Source organism: Falsiroseomonas algicola, from assembly GCF_011040385.1.
GTDB classification, from domain to species: Bacteria; Pseudomonadota; Alphaproteobacteria; order Acetobacterales; family Acetobacteraceae; genus Falsiroseomonas; species Falsiroseomonas algicola.
Genome location: NZ_JAAIKB010000012.1, coordinates 158,008 through 177,454, shown reverse-complemented (window position 1 = coordinate 177,454; position 19,447 = coordinate 158,008). Strand labels below are relative to the sequence as shown.

General features: G+C 71.9%; 20 protein-coding genes and 1 pseudogene. 5 read left to right on the top strand and 16 right to left on the bottom strand.

Annotated elements, in window-relative coordinates; genetic code table 11:
• A pseudogene (locus G3576_RS24035) lies at positions 1-855 on the top strand (hypothetical protein); the annotation flags it as partial.
• A gap of 52 nt (positions 856-907) precedes the next feature.
• On the opposite strand, the gene G3576_RS24030 reads toward G3576_RS24035, so the two are convergent.
• A complete protein-coding gene (locus G3576_RS24030; RefSeq protein ID WP_164697010.1) occupies positions 908-2,548 on the bottom strand; it encodes a tannase/feruloyl esterase family alpha/beta hydrolase in 1,641 nt (546 codons plus the stop codon).
• A gap of 121 nt (positions 2,549-2,669) precedes the next feature.
• Between G3576_RS24030 and G3576_RS24025 the strand changes: the two genes are divergently transcribed.
• Complete coding sequence (locus G3576_RS24025; protein ID WP_164697009.1) at positions 2,670-3,200, top strand: DUF3237 domain-containing protein; 531 nt, start codon at positions 2,670-2,672, stop codon at positions 3,198-3,200.
• Between the two features lie 63 nt (positions 3,201-3,263).
• The gene (locus G3576_RS24020; RefSeq protein WP_164697008.1) at positions 3,264-4,106 is read left to right on the top strand and encodes a S1C family serine protease; all 843 of its coding nucleotides are present in this window, start codon (positions 3,264-3,266) and stop codon (positions 4,104-4,106) included.
• Between the two features lies 1 nt (position 4,107).
• Here G3576_RS24020 and G3576_RS24015 read toward each other — a convergent pair whose 3' ends face one another.
• Positions 4,108-4,818 carry an RraA family protein gene (locus tag G3576_RS24015; RefSeq protein ID WP_164697007.1) on the bottom strand — a complete coding sequence of 237 codons (711 nt, stop codon included), beginning with the start codon at positions 4,816-4,818 and terminating at the stop codon, positions 4,108-4,110.
• Positions 4,818-5,516, bottom strand: a complete 699-nt coding sequence (locus tag G3576_RS24010) for a glutathione S-transferase family protein (RefSeq protein ID WP_164697006.1) — start codon at positions 5,514-5,516, stop codon at positions 4,818-4,820. The genes G3576_RS24015 and G3576_RS24010 overlap by 1 nt, the downstream gene beginning before the upstream one ends.
• A gap of 86 nt (positions 5,517-5,602) precedes the next feature.
• On the opposite strand from G3576_RS24010, the gene G3576_RS24005 reads away from it, so the two are divergent.
• A complete protein-coding gene (locus tag G3576_RS24005; RefSeq protein ID WP_164697005.1) occupies positions 5,603-6,565 on the top strand; it encodes a Bug family tripartite tricarboxylate transporter substrate binding protein in 963 nt (320 codons plus the stop codon).
• A 48-nt stretch (positions 6,566-6,613) separates the two neighbouring features.
• Positions 6,614-7,135, top strand: a complete 522-nt coding sequence (locus G3576_RS24000; protein ID WP_164697004.1) for a TspO/MBR family protein — start codon at positions 6,614-6,616, stop codon at positions 7,133-7,135.
• Between the two features lie 24 nt (positions 7,136-7,159).
• Here G3576_RS24000 and G3576_RS23995 read toward each other — a convergent pair whose 3' ends face one another.
• From G3576_RS23995 to G3576_RS23935, 13 genes are all read right to left on the bottom strand, one after another.
• A complete protein-coding gene (locus tag G3576_RS23995) occupies positions 7,160-8,041 on the bottom strand; it encodes an amidohydrolase family protein (protein ID WP_328729706.1) in 882 nt (293 codons plus the stop codon).
• On the bottom strand, positions 8,038-9,018 hold the full coding sequence (locus G3576_RS23990) for a Bug family tripartite tricarboxylate transporter substrate binding protein (protein ID WP_164697003.1): 981 nt from the start codon (positions 9,016-9,018) through the stop codon (positions 8,038-8,040). The genes G3576_RS23995 and G3576_RS23990 overlap by 4 nt, the downstream gene beginning before the upstream one ends.
• A gap of 17 nt (positions 9,019-9,035) precedes the next feature.
• On the bottom strand, positions 9,036-10,010 hold the full coding sequence (locus tag G3576_RS23985; protein WP_164697002.1) for a Bug family tripartite tricarboxylate transporter substrate binding protein: 975 nt from the start codon (positions 10,008-10,010) through the stop codon (positions 9,036-9,038).
• Positions 10,007-11,218 (bottom strand): CaiB/BaiF CoA transferase family protein, encoded by a 1,212-nt coding sequence (locus G3576_RS23980; RefSeq protein ID WP_164697001.1) that lies wholly within the window; start codon positions 11,216-11,218, stop codon positions 10,007-10,009. Before G3576_RS23980 ends, G3576_RS23985 begins: the two co-directional genes overlap by 4 nt.
• Position 11,219: 1 nt before the next feature.
• Positions 11,220-12,065, bottom strand: coding sequence for an FAS1-like dehydratase domain-containing protein (locus G3576_RS23975; RefSeq protein WP_164697000.1), 846 nt, complete (start codon positions 12,063-12,065; stop codon positions 11,220-11,222).
• Positions 12,066-12,070: 5 nt separating this feature from the next.
• Complete coding sequence (locus G3576_RS23970) at positions 12,071-12,787, bottom strand: PIG-L deacetylase family protein (RefSeq protein WP_164696999.1); 717 nt, start codon at positions 12,785-12,787, stop codon at positions 12,071-12,073.
• Positions 12,788-12,890: 103 nt separating this feature from the next.
• Positions 12,891-13,811: a LysR family transcriptional regulator gene (locus tag G3576_RS23965; RefSeq protein ID WP_164696998.1), complete on the bottom strand. Its 921-nt coding sequence runs from the start codon at positions 13,809-13,811 to the stop codon at positions 12,891-12,893.
• Between the two features lie 322 nt (positions 13,812-14,133).
• Complete coding sequence (locus tag G3576_RS23960) at positions 14,134-15,114, bottom strand: PdxA family dehydrogenase (RefSeq protein WP_164696997.1); 981 nt, start codon at positions 15,112-15,114, stop codon at positions 14,134-14,136.
• Positions 15,111-15,437 carry a non-heme iron oxygenase ferredoxin subunit gene (locus G3576_RS23955; RefSeq protein ID WP_164696996.1) on the bottom strand — a complete coding sequence of 109 codons (327 nt, stop codon included), beginning with the start codon at positions 15,435-15,437 and terminating at the stop codon, positions 15,111-15,113. The genes G3576_RS23960 and G3576_RS23955 overlap by 4 nt, the downstream gene beginning before the upstream one ends.
• Positions 15,438-15,450: 13 nt before the next feature.
• Complete coding sequence (locus G3576_RS23950; RefSeq protein WP_164696995.1) at positions 15,451-16,416, bottom strand: Bug family tripartite tricarboxylate transporter substrate binding protein; 966 nt, start codon at positions 16,414-16,416, stop codon at positions 15,451-15,453.
• Positions 16,417-16,471: 55 nt separating this feature from the next.
• Entirely contained in the window at positions 16,472-17,683 is a 1,212-nt protein-coding gene (locus G3576_RS23945) for an NAD(P)/FAD-dependent oxidoreductase (RefSeq protein ID WP_164696994.1), read from the bottom strand.
• Positions 17,680-18,156 (bottom strand): hypothetical protein, encoded by a 477-nt coding sequence (locus tag G3576_RS23940; protein ID WP_164696993.1) that lies wholly within the window; start codon positions 18,154-18,156, stop codon positions 17,680-17,682. Before G3576_RS23940 ends, G3576_RS23945 begins: the two co-directional genes overlap by 4 nt.
• Complete coding sequence (locus G3576_RS23935; RefSeq protein WP_164696992.1) at positions 18,156-19,442, bottom strand: aromatic ring-hydroxylating dioxygenase subunit alpha; 1,287 nt, start codon at positions 19,440-19,442, stop codon at positions 18,156-18,158. Before G3576_RS23935 ends, G3576_RS23940 begins: the two co-directional genes overlap by 1 nt.
• Between the last annotated feature and the right edge of the window lie 5 nt (positions 19,443-19,447).

Sequence of the window (19,447 nt, the reverse complement as noted above, 5' to 3'; positions counted from 1 at the left end):
CCGGGCGTGGTCGCGCAGCCGCCGGCGCAGGTGCCGCCGGGCGCGACGGTGAATGCCGTGCCCATCGCCGTGCCGCCGCGGCCACAGCGGCCGGGCGTGGTCGCGCAGCCGCCGGGGCAGGTACCGCCGGGCGCGACGGTGAATGCCGTGCCCATTGCCGTGCCGCCGCAACCGCAGCGGCCGGGCGTGGTCGCGCAGCCGCCGGGGCAGGTACCGCCGGGCGCGACGGTGAATGCCGTGCCCATTGCCGTGCCGCCGCAGCCGCAGCGGCCGGGCGTGGTCGCGCAGCCGCCGGCGCAGGTGCCGCCGGGCGCGACGGTGAATGCCGTGCCCATCGCCGTGCCGCCGCAGCCGCAGCGGCCGGGCGTGGTCGCGCAGCCGCCCGGGCAGGTGCCGCCGGGCGCGACCGCCATGGCGGTGCCGATCGCCGTTCCGCCGCTCCAAGGTCCCCAGCAGGTGCTGGTGATGCAGGGACCGATGGTGGCGCGGCCGCGGCCGGGCTCCGGGGTCGGTGCGCCGGGCACGACGCCGACCGTGACCATCCAGCCCGCCGCGGGAACGGGGGCTGGGCTGCCCGCCGGCCCCGGCATGATCACCCGGGCACCGGGGCGGCAGGCGCTGCATGACGCGCCGCATTTCGATGGCGGCGCGGCCGGGGGAAGCTGGAACTGCTACGCCAGCGGCCACAGCCCGAGGCGGCATGTCGATGAGGAAGGCCGCCAGGTGCTGCGCGGCATCTACCCCAACATGCTCTCCGCCGGCGGGCTGCTGCGGGACGTGCCGGCGCTGCATGAGGGCCATGCGGAATGCCTGATCGCCGTCCATCGGCGGCCCGAACCGACGGCGCCCCGCTGATGGGTTCGGATGGAACCATCCGAAGGCATGGTGCCCCGGGGCGCCGGGCCCCTCACGGCGCGCGGCACTCGAAGCTCTCGGCGCGCTCCGGGTCTCCCCCGGTGTAGTGCGCCTGCTGCGGGTAGGGGCAGTGCGGCCGGGTGCGGCCGGGGAAGGACGCGCCGCGGGCGACGATGCGCGCCGGCGCCTCGCCCCGTTCGACCCAGGCTTCCAGCGCGGCCAGGGGGTCGAAATCCTCCATGGCCGGGCCGCCGCCGCAATGGGCCATGCCGGGCACCATGAACAGGCGCGCGAAGGCACCGAGCGACTCCGCCCCGCCATTGTCCCGCGCCAGGCGGTCCCAATAGGCGGTGATGTCGAGGGCCGAGAAGACCGGGTCGCTGTTGCCGTGGAAGACCAGCAGGCGCGATCCGCGATGCGCGAAGCTCGACAGCATCGTCCCCGTGGCGTCGTTGATCGCGGCGGTCTCCGCGGTCAGCGGCGTGTCGCGGTCGAAGTCGAAGGCGAGCAGGTCGAGGTCGGGCCGCGGCGGCGTCAGGAAGAAATAGCCGAGGGAGGAGGCGGCGAGCGTCGCGTTCAGCGCGTTGGGGCGCCCGGTCTGCGACGTGCCGAGCTTCCAGGCGCGCCAGCCCGGGGCGGCGATGCCGGCATCCCAGGGCCAGCTGGCATAGATGGCCTCGCCCCGGCTGTTGCGGGCGCCGCCGAAGACGGTCTGCAGCGCCTCCACCTGCGCGGGCGCCAGGCAGGTGGCGGTCTTCTCCGCCGTCGGGCAGCGGAGCGATGCCGGGTCGAAGCGGCAGGAAGCGGGGGCCTGGATCAGCCCGTCGCGGAGGCCATCGGCGCCGTCGCAGGATTCCAGCACGGCATTGGCGACCAGCGTCATGTCGGCGGGGGTGAGGGAGGCCGCCAGCACGGGCTGGCCTTCCGCGTCCCGGGGTGCCGCGCGCAGCAGCGCCTGCACGTCCCAGGCCTGGGCGACGGCGGCGCGGCTGAGACGAAAACCGGGATTGCCGGCGACGATGCCGTCGAACAGCAGCGGGTCCCGCTGCGCCGCCAGCATCCCCTGCCGGCCACCATTGGAGCAGCCCATGAAGTAGCGGCGTTCCGGCGCGCGGCCGTAGCGGCTGGCGAGGATCGAGGTCGCCTCCCGCGTCACCGCCGGGACGGCGCCCTGGGCGTAGTCGTAGCGGGCCTGCTGGTCGAGGCCGAAGGTCGCGTCCCGCGTGTCCCGCCCCTGGTGGCCGGCATCGGTGGAGACGGTGGCGTAGCCCCGCATCAGGGCGGGGGCGGCGGTGGCGCCGGCAATGGGGATGACGCCCGTCGCCTCCACCACCACGCCATCCATCCCGCCGCCGCCCTGGAAGAGCAGCCTGCCGTTCCAGTCATCGGGCAGGCGGAGCTGGAAGCCGGTGCCGAAGCTCACGCCGCCGACGCCGGTACGGGGCGCGATCATGCCTTCCACCACGCAATGCGCGGGCATGGGCGCGCGGTCGGGACCGGCGAGCGCGGCACGGCCGCGATTCTCGGTGGGCAGGGTGCCGGCGGGGATGGCCTCGGCGCGCGTGATGCGGAGGTCGGGGCGGGCGAGGCCGGTGAGGTCGGCGCAGGCGCGGGTCTGCGCGAGCGCGGCGCTGCCGAAGGCGCCGGTCAGCGCGAGCGCCGATCCCAGCAGCCTGGCGTGGCGGGACATCATGGTGGCGGGCCCTCCCCTCACGCGGCGCTTGGCGCGCCGGTCACTTGATGATTATGGTCTATAACAATCAAGCGGGCCGGCGCCAGGATTTCCTGATGCGACCGGCGAAGGGAGGGTGACGATGGACGGCAAGGTCACGCGGCGCGGGGCGCTCGGCGCGGTCGGGATGCTGGCAGCCGGGACGGCGCTGGCGCAAGGGTCGGGCCCCCTGGAACCCAACGTGCCGCTGGTGCTGCCCCGCAGCGAGTTCGTCTGGGAGGCGCTGGTGGAGCTGGCGCCGACGCTGGCCATGGGGGAGGGCCCGCTCGGCGAGCGGCGGATGGTGCCGATCACCGGCGGCGTCTTCGCCGGCCCGCGCATCCGCGGCCGCGTGCTGCCCGGCGGGGCGGACCGGCAGCTGGTGCGGCGCGACGGCGTGCGGCGGCTGGAGGCGCTCTATGAGATGCAGGCGGAGGACGGCGCCATCATCACGGTGCTGAACAAGGTGGTGGTGGCCCCGGTCCAGGGCGGGGAGGATTATCGCTTCTCGACCATCGAGGTGACGGCGCCCGACGGCCCGCATGCCTGGCTGAACCGCCTGGCCTTCGTCGGCACGCTGCACAGCCTGCGGCCGAGGATGGCGGTGCTGGTGCGGGTCTATAGCCTGGCATGAGCATTTCGTGCTGTTTCGGCATGGTTGACCGGGGCCGGTACGCGCCCCCATCCTTCCCGCATCATGCACCGCCGCATCGCCCTGCTGCCCGCCCTGCTCCTCGGACTGATCGCCGGGGGGGATGCGATGGGGCAGGGCAAGCCGCCGCCGGCCGGGGGTGGCGGGCCGCAGACGCAGTTCCCGCCATTGCCGACGACCAAGCCGCCGCCGCTGCCGCCCGGCCCGCAGGCCGGCGTTCCGGGCAAGCCGGGGGCGCCGCAGCCCGGGACGGGGCCGGGACGCATGGTGTCCTCCGGCACCGGCTTCGTCGTGGCGTCCGGGCGCGCGCTGACCAATCACCACGTCATCGAGGGATGCCGCAGCGTGCAGGTGCGGGTGCCCGGCGGCGCCGACCGTCCGGCCCGTGTCATCACCAGCGATCGCGACCGCGACCTGGCGCTGGTCGAGGTGCCGGCGGATGCGGGACCTCCCCTGCCCTTTCGCCGCGACGTGAATGTCCGCCGGGGCGAGGGCGTTGTGACCTACGGCTTCCCGCTGGCGGGGCTGCTCTCCTCCGGGCCGACGCTGACGACCGGGGAGATCTCGGCGCTGGCGGGGCTCGCGGACAACCAGCGGCAGTACCAGATCAGCGCGCCGGTGCAGCCCGGCAATTCGGGCGGGCCGCTGCTCGACATGTCGGGCCAGGTGGTGGGCGTCATCGTCTCCAAGCTCAATGCGCAGCGGATCGCGCAGCGCACGGGCGACATCCCGCAGAACGTGAACTTCGCGGTGAAGGGGACGGAGGCGCTGGCCTTCCTCCGCGCCAATGGCGTGAACCCGACGCTGGCGGAACAGCCCGTGCGCACGGCGGCGGAGGTGGGGGAGATTGCCCATCCCTCCACCCTGTTCGTGCGCTGCATGGGGTAGGCTACCCCCCGGTCGCGGCCTTGTAGCGGGCCTTGGTGGCGGCATCGGGGGGGTAGGTGCCCTCCAGCGGCGCGCCCCGCGCGATCTCCTCCAGGATCCAGGCCTCCAGCTTCTCCTTCTCCACCGCCTCGGCCGCGATCTCGGCGGCGATGGCGCGGGGGATGCAGATCACGCCGGAGGCATCGCCCACCATGATGTCGTCGGGGAAGATGGCGACGGGGCCGATCGAGACCGGCAGGTCCCGGTCCACCACCATGACCGCGGCGCCGGAGGGCACGGGGGCGGAGCCGCCGCCATGGAAGACCGGAAACTCCATGGCCGCGACGGTCGGCAGGTCGCTGACGCCGGTATCGACCACCATGCCCGCCACGCCCTTGCGGTGCATCGCCATGGCGATGATGTCGCCGAGCACGGAGGTATGGGCGGCGCCGCCGGTGGCGAAGACCACCGCCGCGCCGGGCGGCACCTCCGACAGGAAGCGGCGATGGAGGTTTGGCGCCTCGCCCTTCAGCACGGCATCGCGCAGATCCTCCCGCACCGGGATGGCGCGGATGGTGACGGCGGGGGCGATGAGGCGGGCGGCGGCCGGGTTCGCCGGCACGATGCCGTGCAGGAAGCGGGTGCGGAGGCCCCGCGCATAGAGCATGGCGGAGAGCGTCGGCACCGCGACGGCGGAAAGCTGCGCGACCAGCGCGGGATCGATCGGCGTCATCAGGGCGAAGCCATGACGATGTCGCGGCCGACCTCATCGGCCTCCCGCTCCGCCCGGGCGCGCCATTCGCGCATCAGGGGGCTTTCCATGGCGCTGGCGATGAAGTCCATGCTGTCGGGGGCCAGTTCGACCCCATAGGTGATGTAGCGGCTGCACATGGGCGCGAAGGCGGCGTCGGCGAAGCAGAACTCGTCGCCCACGATGTAGGGGCCGCCATAGCGGGCGCGGGCGTCGCGCCACATCGCCTCCATCCGGTCGGTGCCGGCGCGGACGCCGGGGCGGGCCATCAGCTTCACGTTGGAAGGCAGGCCATCGCGGATCGGCCAGCGCTTGATGAGGTTCATCGGCAGGCCGTTGCGGACATCGTCGAAATGGCTGTGGACCTCGGCGGCGACGCAGCGGGCATAGGCGCGCTTCACGGGGTCCTTCGGCCAGATGGCGCAAGTCGGATCGCGTTCCCACAGCCATTCCGCGATGGCCAGGCTGTCCCACAGCACCATGGTTCCCCCTGGCCCGTCCACATGCAGGGCGGGGACTCGGCCGGAAGGCGAGATCGCCTTCAGCTTCGGCGGCGAATCGGGGCGGGAGAGGAAGATGCGGTTCTCCGCGACCTCGAGTCCGCCGAGCCGGCAGGCCATCCATCCCACGATCGACCAGGAGGACGACCAGGCACTTCCAAGATGGAGGGTCGGCTGCATGCGTTTCTTCCGGATTGGTCCGGACATGTTGCGGGCTTCATGCTGCATCGCGCAACATGCCTTCCGGACAGAGGGAGTCTGCTGGGATGACGACGCGACGCATGCTGCTGGCGGCCGGCGCGGGGGTGCTGGCGGCGCCAGCCCTGGCGCAGGACAATTGGCCGACGCGGCCCATCCGCTTCGTCATCCCCTGGCCGCCGGGCGGCGCCACGGCCAACATCGCGCGGATCGTGGGCGATGCGATGGTGCCGCATCTCGGCCAGGCGCTGGTCTATGACCACCGCGCCGGGGCGGGTGGCGCGATCGGGACGGAGAACGTCACCAAATCGCCGCCCGATGGCTATTCCATCCTGATCGCCGGCGCGGGGTCCTTCTATCGCCCGCTGATCGAGCGCGACACGCCCTGGAACCCCGACCGCGACTTCAGCTTCATCGGCCCGATCGGCGACGGGCCCTTCGCGCTGGTCACGCGGACCGGGCTGCCGACGACGCTGCGCGGCTTCATCGACCATGCGAAGGCCAATCCCGGGAAGCTGAACTACGCCTCCTCCGGCCAGGGATCGACCAGCCACCTGACGGCGGAGGCCTTCAACAGCGCCGCCGGCATCCAGGCGACGCATGTGCCCTATCGCGGTTCGGCGCAGGCGACGGCGGATCTGGTCGGCGGGCGGCTCGACTACTACTTCGACGCCTTCTCCACGGTGCAGGAGAATGTGCGGGCCGGCCGCATCCAGGCGCTGGCGGTGACGACGGGCGTGCGCGCGGCGCAGGCGCCCGACGTGCCGACGATCGGGGAGGCCGCGCTGCCCGGCTTCACCGCCGCCCCCTGGTGGGGGATCGTCGGGCCGGCGGGGATGCCGGCGCCGGTGGTGGCCAGGCTCTCGGCCGCGCTGAAGCGGGCGACGGAGACGCCGCAGGTGGTCCAGCAGCTCAGCGACAATGGGTGCCGCGCCTTCCAGCTGGAGCCCGGGCCCTTCGGCGACTTCGTCCGCGCCGAGAATGCGAAATGGTCACGGGTGATCGAGGCGGCGGGACTGAAGGTGAGCTGAGCGCCCTTTGTTGTGGACATGGGTGCGCCATGCGCCCATGTCCCGGGCATGGATTGGCATTCGACCTTCGCCCTGCTGGGCTTCTTCGCGGTCTGCTTCGCGGCGGCCTGCACCGGCGCGATCTTCAAGCCGGGGGAGTGGTATGACCGGCTGGACCGGCCATCCTGGCTACCGCCGGACTGGGCCTTCCCGGTCGCCTGGTCGCTTCTCTACATCATGATCGCGGTGGCGGCCTGGCTGGTCTGGCGGGTGGAGGGCTTCCAGCTCGCCCTCGGCATCTGGGCGGTGCAGCTGGTGCTGAACGCGCTGTGGTCCGTGCTGTTCTTCGGCGTGCGGCGGCTGGGGCTCGCACTCGCGGAGGCGGTCGCGCTCTGGGCCTCCATCCTCGCTTGCGTCGTGACCTTCGCGCCCGTGAGCGCGACGGCGGCCTGGCTGATGGTGCCCTACCTCGCCTGGGTGACCTTCGCCTGCGTGCTGAACTGGTCGATGTGGCGGCGGAACCCGGGGCCGCATCCCGTGATCACCATGGCGGAGATGAAGGCGCCGCCGCGGCGGTATCAGCGGGGGTAGGTCGCCCCTCCCCCGCCGGGGCGCCTACCGCGCCCAGTAGAGGCGGTCGGGGTTGTCCACCGTCACGCGCTTGATCAGGCCAGCGTCGTCGGTCATGGCGCCGAGCAGGTCGACCAGGTCGCCGTCGTTGGGCATGTCGCCGGCGATGTTCGGATGCGGCCAGTCCGTGCCCCAGAGGCAGCGATCCGGCGCGGCGGCCAGCAGCGCCTGGGCGAAGGGCACGGCATCGGTGAAGGGGGCGCCGGCGGAGGACACACGCTCCGACCCGCAGATCTTCACCCAGGCCAGCGGGTTCTTCATGAGGTCCAGCAACTGGCGGAAGGCGGGCTGATCGACGCCGTCCTTCGCCTTCACGCGGCCCATATGGTCGATGACGAACGGCACGCGGATGGCGGAGATGACCGGCGCCAGCGGCACGATGTCCTGCGCATCGAGGTGCAGCACGACATGCCAGCCGAGCGGCTCCACCTGCGCCAGCACGCGCTGGAAGAAGGCCATGTCCGGCATGCCGCCGAGATGCTTCACGAAGTTGAAGCGCACGCCGCGGATGCCGCCGGCGTCCAGCCTCGCGAGTTCCGCATCCGTCACGCCGGGATCGACGACGGCCACGCCCTTCATGGCGCCGTTGGACCGCGCGATGCCGTCCAGCGTCACCGTCATGTCGCTGCCGTGGCAGGAGGCGTGGACGATGACGGCGCGGGAAACGCCGAGCTTCCGGTGCAGCGCGACCAGCCCCTCATAGGGCGCATCGGGCGGCGTATAGGCGCGGTCCGCGGCATAGGGGAAGACGTCGCCGGGGCCGAAGACGTGGCAATGGGCATCGACGGCGCCGGGCGGCAGCACCAGGCGCGGCGTGCGCGTATCGGGGTCCGGGCCCTTGCAGGTCGGGATTTGGCGCGTGCTCACTGGCGTTCGATTCCTGCCTTCTCGATCACTTCGGCCCAGCGCGCGGTGTCGGCCGCCAGCAGCTGGCCCATGGCCTGGACGGTGCCGCCGCGCGGCTCCACGCCGACCTGCGTCAGCGCCTGGCGAAGGTCGCCGCTCGACAGCGCCTCGTTCACCGCGGCGTTGATGGCGGCGATGGCCTCGGCCGGCGTGCCGGTGCGGGCGACGATGGCGTTCCAGCTGGCGACGTCATAGTCGGGCACGCCGGCCTCCGTCAGCGTCGGCACATCGGGCAGAGTCGGCGCGCGGGTCGCGGCCGTCGTCGCCAGCACGCGGATGGCGCCGGAGGCGACCTGGCCGGCGATGGGCCCCGTGATCTCGAAGGCCGCATCGACATCGCCGCGCAGCAGCGCCGTCATCAGCTGGGGCGTGGCGGGGAAGGCGATGGTCTCGAAGCGCGTATTGGTGCGGATCTTGAACAGCTCCGCCGAGAGGTTCTGCGTGCTGCCCGCGCTGATCGTGCCGATGTTGAGCCGGCCGGGATTGGCGCGGAGCCGCGCCAGCAGGGCGCCGATGCTGGCGTCCGGCGAGTTGGGCGCATTCACCACGGCGATGGGGAAGGCGCCCATGGTGACCACCGGCGCAAAGTCCCGCAGCGGATCGAAGGGCAGCTGCCGGAACAGCGCGCGGCTGATGGCGGTGCCGTTGGAGGCGACGAGCAGCGTGTGGCCATCGGCGGGCGCGCTCATCACCTGCTGGCCGGCAACGATGCCGCCGGCGCCCGGACGGTTGTCGATGACGACGGGCTGGCCGAGACGCTCCGCGATGCGGCTCGCGACCGCCCGCGCCGTGAGGTCCGCGACGCCGCCGGCGGCGAAGGGGACCACCATGCGGATGGGGCGGTCGGGCCGCCAGGCGGCCTGGGCACGCGAGGTGCCGATGGCGGGCAGCGCGAGGGCGGCGCCGAGCAGGCTGCGGCGGAGGATAGGATGCGTCATGGTGGTGGTCCCTCCCCTCAATCCGCACGCATGTTGGTGGCGCGGATCAGCTCACCCCAGCGGGTGCGCTCGCGGGCGATGAGGTCGCGATATTCCTCGGGGGTGCCAGGGGCGGCGTCGGCGCCTTCCGCTTCCAGGCGGGGGCGGAGCCGGGGCCCGTTCAGGATGCGGTTATGCGCTTCGTTGATCCGGTCGATGATCGCGCGGGGCGTGCCGGCGGGGGCGACGAGGCCGTACCATTGCGTGGCGTCGAAGCCCGCGACGCCCTGCTCCGCGATGGTCGGGATCTCGGGCGCGGAGGAGAGGCGCCGCAGCGAGGAGACGCCGAGCGCCTTCACCAGGTTGTTGCGCGCGGCAGGCAGCGCGGCGGGGCCGCCGGTCAGCGTCATGTCGATGGTGCCGGCGATGAGGTCGTTCATCATCGGGCCGGTGCCACGATAGGGGATGTGCTCCATCTCCGTCCCCGTCGCCTGGCAGAAGGCGACCATGGCGGTATGGGCGGCGGAGCCGTTGCCGCCGGAGCCGTAGGTGAAGGCGTTGGGACGCGCCTTCAGCAGCGCGATGAGTTCCTGGATGTTGTTGGCCGCGACCTTGCGCGGGTTCACGATCAGGACATTCGGCACGATGGCCATCAGGCCGATCGGTGCGAAGGCCGTGGCGGGATCGAAGCTGAGGCCGCGATAGAGCGAGGGGTTCACGGCCAGCGTGCCGATATGGCCCATCATGATGGTGTAGCCATCGGGGGCGGAGCGGGCGACGACTTCCGACCCCACGGTGCCGCCGGCGCCGCCGCGATTCTCGATCACGAAGGGCTGGCCGAAGACTTCCTGGAGTTCCGCCGCGATGGCGCGGGCCAGGATGTCCGTGCTGCCGCCCGGCGTGAAGGGCACGATGACGCGGACGGGGCGGTCCGGCCAATTGCCCTGAGCGACAGCCAGGCGCGGCGCGGCGAGCAGCGCGGTGGCGGCGGTGAGGAGCGTGCGGCGGTTCATGGTGTTTCTCCCGTTGTTGTTTTCAGCGCACCGTGCTGCGCGAGTTCCGTGATCTCATCAGCCGAGAAGCCCGCGGCTTCGAGGATGGCGGGGCCATCGGCGCCGAGGCGGGGCGCGGCCGGCAAGGGTGGCGCCATGCCGCCGGAGAGCTTGTTGGGCGCGCCGATGGCGAAGGTGGGGCCCTCGGTCGGATGCTCCTCCTCCCGCACCATGCCCGTCGCGCGCAGATGCGGATCGGTCAGCAGGCTCTCGATGGTGTTGTAGGGCATGGCCGGCACGTCGTAGCGCGTGAAGAGGTCCAGCCATTCGGCGGTGGGCCTGCCCGTTAGCGCGGTGGCGCGCAGCGCGAAGTAGTCCTTGGTGTTCGCGGTGCGCGCCGTGACGGTGGCGAAGCGCGGATCGGTCTTCAGTTCCGGCCGGCCGATGGCATCGAAGAAGCCATGCGCCTGCGCATCCGTGTTGGCGGAGACGCAGATATAGCCATCCTGCGTCTTCAGCGGCCGCGCCTCCGGGCTCAGCACGCGGAGATCGCCGGGCACGCCGAGCGCCGGGCGGAAGGACATGGCGCCCAGGTGTTCCTGCAGCACGAAGCCGGCCATGTTCTCGAACATCGGGATCTCGAGGCTTTCGCCGCGGCCCGTCTTCTCCCGCCGATACAGCGCGAAGCCGATCTGCTGCGCGGCGATCAGCCCGCAGACATGGTCGGCGACCAGCATGGGGACGTAGCGCGGTTCGCCCGTGCTGGCCTCGAAGCAGCCGGCGACGCCGGAGACGCCCTGGATGACCGTGTCGTAGGCGGGCTTGCCGGCATAGGGGCCATCCGTGCCGAAGCCCACGATGGAGCAGTGGATCAGGCGCGGCGCGGCCTCCGCCATGGTCGCCGCATCGACGCCGAGGCGCTTCTGCGCGTCGGGGCGGATGTTGGTGACCAGAATGTCGCAGCGCAGCGCGATGCGGCGCAGCACGTCCTTCGCGCGCGGGTGCTTGAGGTCGAGGCAGATCGACCGCTTGCCGCGGTTGAAGTTCAGGAACTTGCCGGCCATGCCGGGATTGCGCCCCTTGCCGCCGAGCTTGCGCAGCAGGTCGCCTTCCGGGCTTTCGAGCTTGATGATTTCCGCCCCCTGCTCCGCCAGCACGCCGGTGCAGACGGGGCCGACGACGACGGAGGAGAGGTCGAGGACGCGGAGTCCGTCGAGGGGGCCTGCCACGTTACGAAATCCTCGCCTGGATGCGCAGCGCCATGGCGCCGGTCTCGTCCTCCACCCAGAGGGTGCGGCTGCCCTGTTCGTCGGGCGCGGTGCCTGCCAGCGTCGCGGGGCGGTTGCAGGTCAAAGGCCGCATGGTGCGGACATCGGCGCTGTGGAGCGTGGCGCCGGGCGCCTGCTTCATCGCGGCATCGAGCAGCATGGTGGTGCTGAGCCCGCCATTCACGACCAGGCCGGGATAGCCTTCCGCATCGCGGGCATAGTCCACGTCGTAGTGGATGCGATGGCCGTTGTAGCAGAGCGCGGAGTAGCGGAAGAGCAGCACGGGATCAGGGTTGAACGGCACGCGCCAGGCGGCATCGGGCTTCGGCGCAGGCGCCTCCGGCTTCGTGGCCCCGCCACCGGTCGAGGCTTCGCGATAGGCGATATCCTGCTCCTCCGTCGCCACCACGCCATCGGGGCCGGTGACGGTGTGCAGGACGGTGACGAAGCAGAGTTTCCCGCTGCGGCCTTCCTTCGGCGTGATGGCGGTGATTTCGGACTTCCGTGTCAGGGGCTGGCCGATGCGGAGCGGCGAGAGGTAGCGCAGCCGCCGCCCGGCCAGCATGCGGCGCGGCAGCGGCACCGGCGGCAGGAACTCGCCCTTCTCGGGATGGCCATCGGCGCCGAGGCGCGATTGCGGCTGCGCATCGTCGAAGAGGATCGCAAGCCAGAAGGGCGGCACGGCGGCACCGGGCGAAAGATCCGGCGCCGCCTGGTCCAGCATCGCGGCCATGCGCCGCGCGGCAGGGGCGGACATCTCGTCCGCCACCTCCCGCGCGCGGCCCACCCAGCCTTGCAGTTCCTCCACGATGATTACGCCAGCTCGTCCAGGATGGAGGGGAAGAGGCGCTGATAGGCCTCCCCATAGGTCATCGCCTTGCCGGAGTTGCGGCCGCCCTGCATGCCGCGGTTCAGCGCGACGCGCTCGTAATAGGCCCAGAGATGCTTCTGCGCGGGCAGGCATTCGAAGGCCTTCCGCTTGGTGTCCCAGGCCTCGTCGATGTTGAGGATGACGTTGGGCTGGAAGCCGCATTGCTCGGGCTGGTGCGGCTCGAACAGGAAGACCGGCGGCGCGGCATAGCTGTAGCCGGGGCCGGGCTTGTGGCCCATGGCCTGCGCCACGATGCGCGCGGCCTGGGCGAAGCGCGTCGCCTCCGGGTGGTCGAGGTTGTAGGGGTCGTTGAGGGAGTGCGTCAGCACCCAGGCGGGGTTGAGTTCGCGGAACAGGTCGATGGCGCGGTCCATCATCGCCGGCGTGGTCACCAGCGGATAATCGCCGGCATCCATGAACTCGATCTCCGCGCCCAGCACGGCGGCAGCGGCCTCGGCTTCCTTCTTGCGGGCCTCCTTCACGGATTCCAGCGTCGCCGCGGGATCCTTCCAGGCGAACTGGCTCTCGCCCCGCTCCCCGAAGGAGAGGCAGAGGATCTTCACCCGCCAGCCGCGCTTCGCATGCAGGGCGATGGCGCCGCCGGCACGCCAGACGAAATCGCCGGGATGGGCGGTGACGACGAATCCGGTCTTGGGCATGCGTTTCCCCTGGGTGAGCCGATTGGCGCGCATATGAGCCAGCCGGCGTCATGCGACAAATGGAAAGAACGGTGGGATTATGCGGGGATGTGCATGAATGGGGTCAGCCGGCCCTGCGTGCCCGCGCCGGGGGCGCCGGCCTGAAGCGCTGCCTCAACAAAGCGAGCAGGGCCTCCGCGGCCGGGGAGAGCGGCACGCCGCGGCGGGAGACGACGCCGAGGCGCCGCACCACCGCGGGGTCGCGCAAGGGCACGGCGACCACACCCGCGGTGCCGGCGGCATCGACAGCCAGGCGCGGCACCACCGCCAGCGCGATGCCGGCCTCCACCATGCTGATGGCGGTGGCGAGGTGCTGGACCTCATAGCGCCAGTCCATCGCCTCCCGCCGCGCGCCCAGCGCCTCATCCAGCAAAGCACGGTTGCCGGTATGGGGCGCGACGCGGACGAGCGGCTGGCCCTCGAGGTCCGCCCAGGCGAGGTGCGGGCGCTGCGCGAAGGCATGCGCGACGGGACAGGCGAGGACGAAGGCCTCCGCCATCAGCGGCACGATATCCAGGTCCCAGCGATTGGCGGAGACGATGGTGATGCCGAACTCGGCCTCGCCCCGCGCGACACGCTCCGCGATCTCGCTCGCGGAATTGTCGAAGACCTTCACCGTGACGGCGGGATGGGCCGCGCTGAAATCAGCCAGCAGCCGCGGCACGTGATGCACCGCGATCGTCGGCAGGCAGCCGATCGTGACGGATTGCTGCGCCGCCCCGGCCCCCGCGCGCAACTCCGCCACCGCCGTGTTCAACGCCTCCACCGGCGCCCGCGCCCGCGCCACCAGGTCCAACCCCGCCGGCGTCAAGGTCACCTGCCGCGTCGTGCGCGCCAACAGACGCAGGCCCAGCCCCTCCTCGAACTTGCGGATGCGATGGGACAAGGCCGTCTGCGACAGGTTCAGATGCGCCGCCGCCTTGCGGAACGACCCCCGCTCCGCAATCGACAGGAACGCCTCCAGCCCGAGGAAATCGATCGCCATGACCGGAAGCGTGTAGCACGGCTGTGCGGGGGTGGGGCGAGGGGCGCTCCGGGGCACGTGCTGGTGGCCCGGGGAAGGGACGCTGTCCCTTCCCCGATACCCCTTCCCTGCCAAGGGCCAGCGGGCCCTTGGGAACCCATGAGATCAGTGGAGTGAGGGAGGGGCACGACGCGCGTTTCGGGCCAGCGGTCGTGCGGCGCCCCTCCCTCACTCCACTGATAGCCTCGCGGTCCAGGGGCGCGACGCCCCTGGCGGGGGAGAGGTCTGGAGAGGGGCGAGCAGCCCCTCTCCAGGAATCACAAGCGCCGCCCCGGAAAGCCCATCACCCCGCCCCGCACAGCCGCGCCACCGCTTCGATCATCGCGGTCGGGTTCGCCTGGCCGCGGCCGGCGATGTCGTGGCCGGAGCCGTGGGCGACGGAGGAGAAGAGGACGGGGGCGCCGATGGTGAGGCCGGCGGTACGGTGGGCCGCGACCATCTTGGCGGCGATGTGGCCCTGGTCGTGCAGCATGACCGTGAAGGCGTCGTAGCCGGGCTTGTGGAACATGGTGTCGGCGCCGAAGGGGCCGTCGACATCGGCCCCGGCTTCGCGGGCGGCGGCGATGGCGGGGGTGGTGATGGTGTCGTCTTCCGTGCCGAAGAGGCCGCCTTCGCCGGCGTGCGGGTTGAGGCCGCCGACGGCGATCCTCGGGCGGGGGATGCCGAGGCGCTTGAGCGCGTTGTCGGCGGCGAGGATGGCGGCGGTGATGCGATCCCGGGTCAGGAGTTGCAGGGCGCGGGCGACGGGGACGTGCAGCGTGATGTGGACGATGCGCGTGGTGTCGAAGCAGAGCATGAGGAAGACGTCCTCCTCCGCCATCCCGCATTCGCGGGCGACGAAGGTGGGGTAGCCGTCGAAGGCGATGCCGGCGGCGGCGATGGCGGTCTGGTTCATCGGCGCCGCGAGCACGGCGTGAACCTGGCCGGCGCGGGCGGCGGCGATGGCGGCACTCGCGCTGTCCAGCGCCGCGCGGCCATTCTGGGCCGTGACGCTGGACAGCGCGAATTCGCCGGGGGCGAAGTGCTGGCGGGGCAGGACATCGACCGTGCCCGGGGCGGCGGCAGCGTGCTCGGCGCTGGCGTGTTCGACCAGCCGCGCGTCGATGCCGGCGCCGGCGGCGTGGATGGCGATGACGCCGGGGTCGCCGACCAGGATCGGGCGGCAGAGGCCGCGCGTGCGCGGATGCAGCGCGGCCTTCAGCGCGAGTTCCGGGCCGATGCCGGCGGGGTCGCCCAGCGCGATCGCGAGAACAGGTAGTGTCATACGGCGTAGTGCCCGGCCTTGGGGTCGATGCAGATGTGGCCGTCCTGGATCACGACATCCCAGACTCGGACGGGATCGATGCAGGGGGCGGCGGTGGCGGCGCCGGTGCGGATGGAGAAGCGGCCCTGGTGGAAGTCGCATTCCACCTCCTCGTTCTCGACGTAGCCGTCGCCGAGGTTGCCGGGGCCATGGGTGCAGGTGTTGTCGAGGACGAAGAACTCGCCGCCGAGGTTGAAGACGGCGAAGGCGCCTTCGGGGGAATCGACGCGCTTGCCCTCGCCATCGGCGATGTCGGTGGTGGGGCAGAGGGGCAGCAGGGGCATGGGCAGGGCTTTCCTATTCGGCGCGGACGCCGGCGGCGCGGGCGATGGGGGCCCAGCGCGCGGTCTCGGTTTCGATGAAGCGGGTGTATTCGGCGGAGGTCATGGATACGGCCTCCGTCGCATCCGCTTCCAGCCTTTCGCGAATGCGGGGCAGCGCCATGGCGCGGACCGTCTCCCGGTTCAAGCGCTCCACGATCGGCGCGGGGATGCCGGCGGGGCCGGAGAGGCCGAACCAAGTCATGGCGGAGAGTTCGGGGAAACCCTGTTCGCTGAAGGTCGGCAGGTCCGGGAAGCTGCGGGGGCGGGTCGGCGTGGTCAGCGCCAGGGCGCGCACCTGGCCGCCACGGATGGCGCCGGCGGCGGAGGAGAGGGTGATGGAGCCCGCGGGCACGCTGCCGCCGATGATGTCGCCCATGGCGGCGCCGGCGCCGCGATAGGGAATGTGGTCCATCTCGATCCGCGCGGTGTTCATGAAGGCGATGCCGAAGAGGTGGCCATGGGTGCCGGCGCCGGGCGAGCCGAAGGCGAAGCGCTGCCCGCCGCGGGCGAGCGCCACGAACTCCGCGAGGGTCCGTGCGGGCACGCTGTTGTTGACGATGAAGACCGTGGGCGGGCCGCCGAGAAAGGCGATGTGGGAGAAGTCCCGCACCGGGTCGAAGCCGGCCGAGCTGTTGATGGCGGGGGCCACGACATGGCTCGCGATGCCGGAGATGACGAAGGTGTAGCCATCCGGCGCGCTGCGAGCGACGGCGAGCGAGCCGAGCACGCCGCCGGCGCCGGGGCGGTTCTCCACCACGACGGGCTGGCCGAGCGAGGTCTGCAGTTCCTGCGCGACCAGGCGGCCGAGCGTGTCCGCGCTGCCGCCGGGCGCGAAGGGCGCGATGATCCGGAGTGGGCGGCTGGGCCAAGCATCCTGCGCGCGGGCTGGGATGGCGGCGGTGGCGAGCGCGGTGGCGAGCAGCGCGCGACGGCTGGGCATGGAACGTTTCTCCTCGGGGCCGCCGCGCCCTGCATGGGGCGTGGTCTGGCCGTTGTCAGCGTAGCAGGGCGCGAAGGTCGGTGGCGGGGTCGGCGAGGCGCGCGGGATCGGGCCGCGCGCCGGCGGCGATGAGGCGGCGCGCGACGGCCATGGCCTTGCTGTCGCCGATCGTCGCGGCGCCGACCAGGCGGCCATCGGGGGCGATGTGCCAGCTGGATTCGATGGCGCTGGCGCGTAGGATCTCCCGGCCCTCGCTGGGCAGGCCTTCCACCAGCAGGCGCGTGCCATGCTGGTCGGACCAGAAGCCGGGGACCTCGTCGTAATCGGGCAGCGCGGGGTCGAGCAGCGCGGCGGCGGCGTGGCGCGCCTGGGCTTCCGCATGGCGCCAGCTTTCCTGGCGCAGCGTCACGCCGAAGCGCGGCAGGGGATGGCGGGCGACATCGCCGATGGCGAGCACGTCCGGATCATCCAGGCTGCGCGCATGGCCATCGACCAGGATGCCGTCCTGGGTGCGGAGCCCGGCGGCGGCGGCCAGGCCATCATCGGGTGCGGCGCCGATGCCGAGCACGATGCCATCGGCCTCGATGCGTTCGCCGTTGCCGAGCGTCGCCAGGATGCCCGCGCCCGCCCAGTCCACGGCGATGACGCCGGTGCCGAGATGGACTTCGACGCCGCGGTCACGGTGCAGGGCCAGCAGACGGTCCGCCATGGCAGGCGGGCAGCCGCGGGGCATCAGGCGGGGCGCCATCTCCACCACGATGGGATGCGCGCCGAGCGCGGCGGCCGTCGCCGCGACTTCCAGCCCGATGACGCCGCCGCCGACCAGCAGGATGCGGCGGCCGGGGGTGAGGATGGCGCGCAGCGCCGCGGCATCGGCCAGGCTGCGCAGCGCGAAGACCGGCAGGTCCGGGTCCGTCAGCGCGGCCAGGCGGCGCGGGCGGGCGCCCGTTGCCAGCACGAGTGTGTCGTAGGGGATGGGCGCGGCGCCACCGGCGGGCTGCACGCGCTTCGCGCTGCGGTCGATGGCTTCGGCGCGCACGCCTTCGAGGATGTCGATGCCGAGCGCCGCCCAATCGACGGGGATGCGCGTGGTGTCGGGCGCGGCCTTGCCCGCCAGCACATCCTTCGACAGCGGCGGGCGTTCATAGGGGGCGTGGGGTTCCTCCGCGAGCAGGGTGATACGCGCGTCAGAACCGCCGCGGCGCAGCGCCTCCGCGAAGCGGCCGCCGGCCTGGCCACCGCCGATGATGACGATGCGGCGGCTCACGCGCGCAGCGCCTCCAGCATCGCGCTCACATAGTCCGTGCCATCGGCCAGCACGAGCATCCCGGCATGGGGGCGGAGCGCGGCGAGGCTGCGTTCCAGCGCGGCGGGATCGGCATCGCCGCTGTCCAGCACCACGGCGGCGATCATGCGGCCCCGTGCCTGCGCGGCCTCCGCCACCACCGCCGCCGCGCGCGCATCGGCGCCGGCGGTGGCGACCAGCAGGACGAGGCTTGCGGCCTCGATCGCCTCGACCAGCGCACGGGTGCGGGCGGGCAGTTCCGCGATCCAGTCGCCGCCCTGGTCGAGCGCCACGAAGATGGCGCGCTGCCAGGGGCCGTCGCGCAATTCGGTCAGCGTCGCCGCGGCGGCGGGATCGAGCGGGACGATCGCCGTCGTGCGCGGCAGGGAGTTGGGGTTGGCGATCCGGAAGCGGGATTCCGCCGCCGTCGTCGCGCGGGCCGATTGCGATTCCATCAGACGGAGGACTGCTTCACGCCTTCGCGGACCTTCAGATCCTCCGCCGCGGCGTCCTTGAAGGCCTGGTCCGGCGGCAGGATGACGGCGGCGGAGCGGACGCGCTGATGCGCCACGTCGCGGCCGGGCGGCAACACGCCCTTCTCCGCCAACGCACGCGCGGCGCGCATCAGGCGGTGGCGGGCCATGATGATGCCGTTGTCGGTGGAGACCAGGTTCTCCTTCGTCCGGTCCACGATGGGGCCCATGCTTTCCTGGAGCGAGGCGTCCTGCATGGCGATGCCGGCAACACCCGAATAGGTATCGCCCCGCTTCTGCGCGGCGCGGTCCATCAGGTAGTCATTGTCCTTGTTGGCGGCGGGGCGATAGGTGCCGGGGACGTAGGTGACGTGGATGCCGTGGCCGTCCAGCATCGCCTGGCGTTCATGCTCCGTCAGCGCGCGGGTCGGGTGGTAGTCGAAGGACCAGGCCCAGCAATTCTCGTCGTCGATGGGAATCCAGAAATGGCCATGCACGGGGTGGTCACCGCGCGGCGGCACCATGGTGAAGCTCGGCATCACCCAGGGCGTGATGCGCCAGTAGTACTTTCCATCCTCCGCGTTGCGGCGGGCGCCGATGTAGAGGCCGCCGGGCGCTTCCACCACCTCGAAGACCGGCTTGGCGTCCTTGAGGTTGTACTGGTTGCCTTTCGCGCCCTTGAAGAGCGGGTCGGAATTCAGCGCGCCGCGGTGCAGCCAGGAGACGTGGGAGGAATCGATGCCGCCTTCCATGGCCTGCAGCCAATTGCATTCCTGCAGCCGCTTGCTGGTGAAGGTCTGCGCGGCGGGGACCTTGGCGAATTCCCATTCGGGCAGCGGCGGCTCGCTCTCCGCCGGGCCCATATAGGCCCAGAGGATGTCGCCGATCTTCACCAGCTTGTAGCCGGTGAGCTTGATCTTCTGGCAGAAGCCGTTCTCCGCCGGCTCGCTGGGCACTTCGACGCATTGCCCGGTCACGTCGTATTTCCAGCCGTGATAGGGGCAGCGGATGCCGCCTTCCTCGTTCCGGCCGAACCAGAGCGAGACGCCGCGATGGGCGCAGAATTCGTCGATCAGCCCGTAGCGGCCCTCGCTGTCCCGCACCGCCAGCAGCCGTTCGGACAGCAGCTTGATGCGCACGGGCGGGCAGCCGTCTTCCGGCAACTCCTCCGCCAGCAGCGCGGGAATCCAGTAGGAGCGGAAGAGCTTCCCCATGGGCGTGCCGGGGCCGGTGCGGGTGACGAGCTCGTTCTGCTCCTGGCGCAGCATGATGC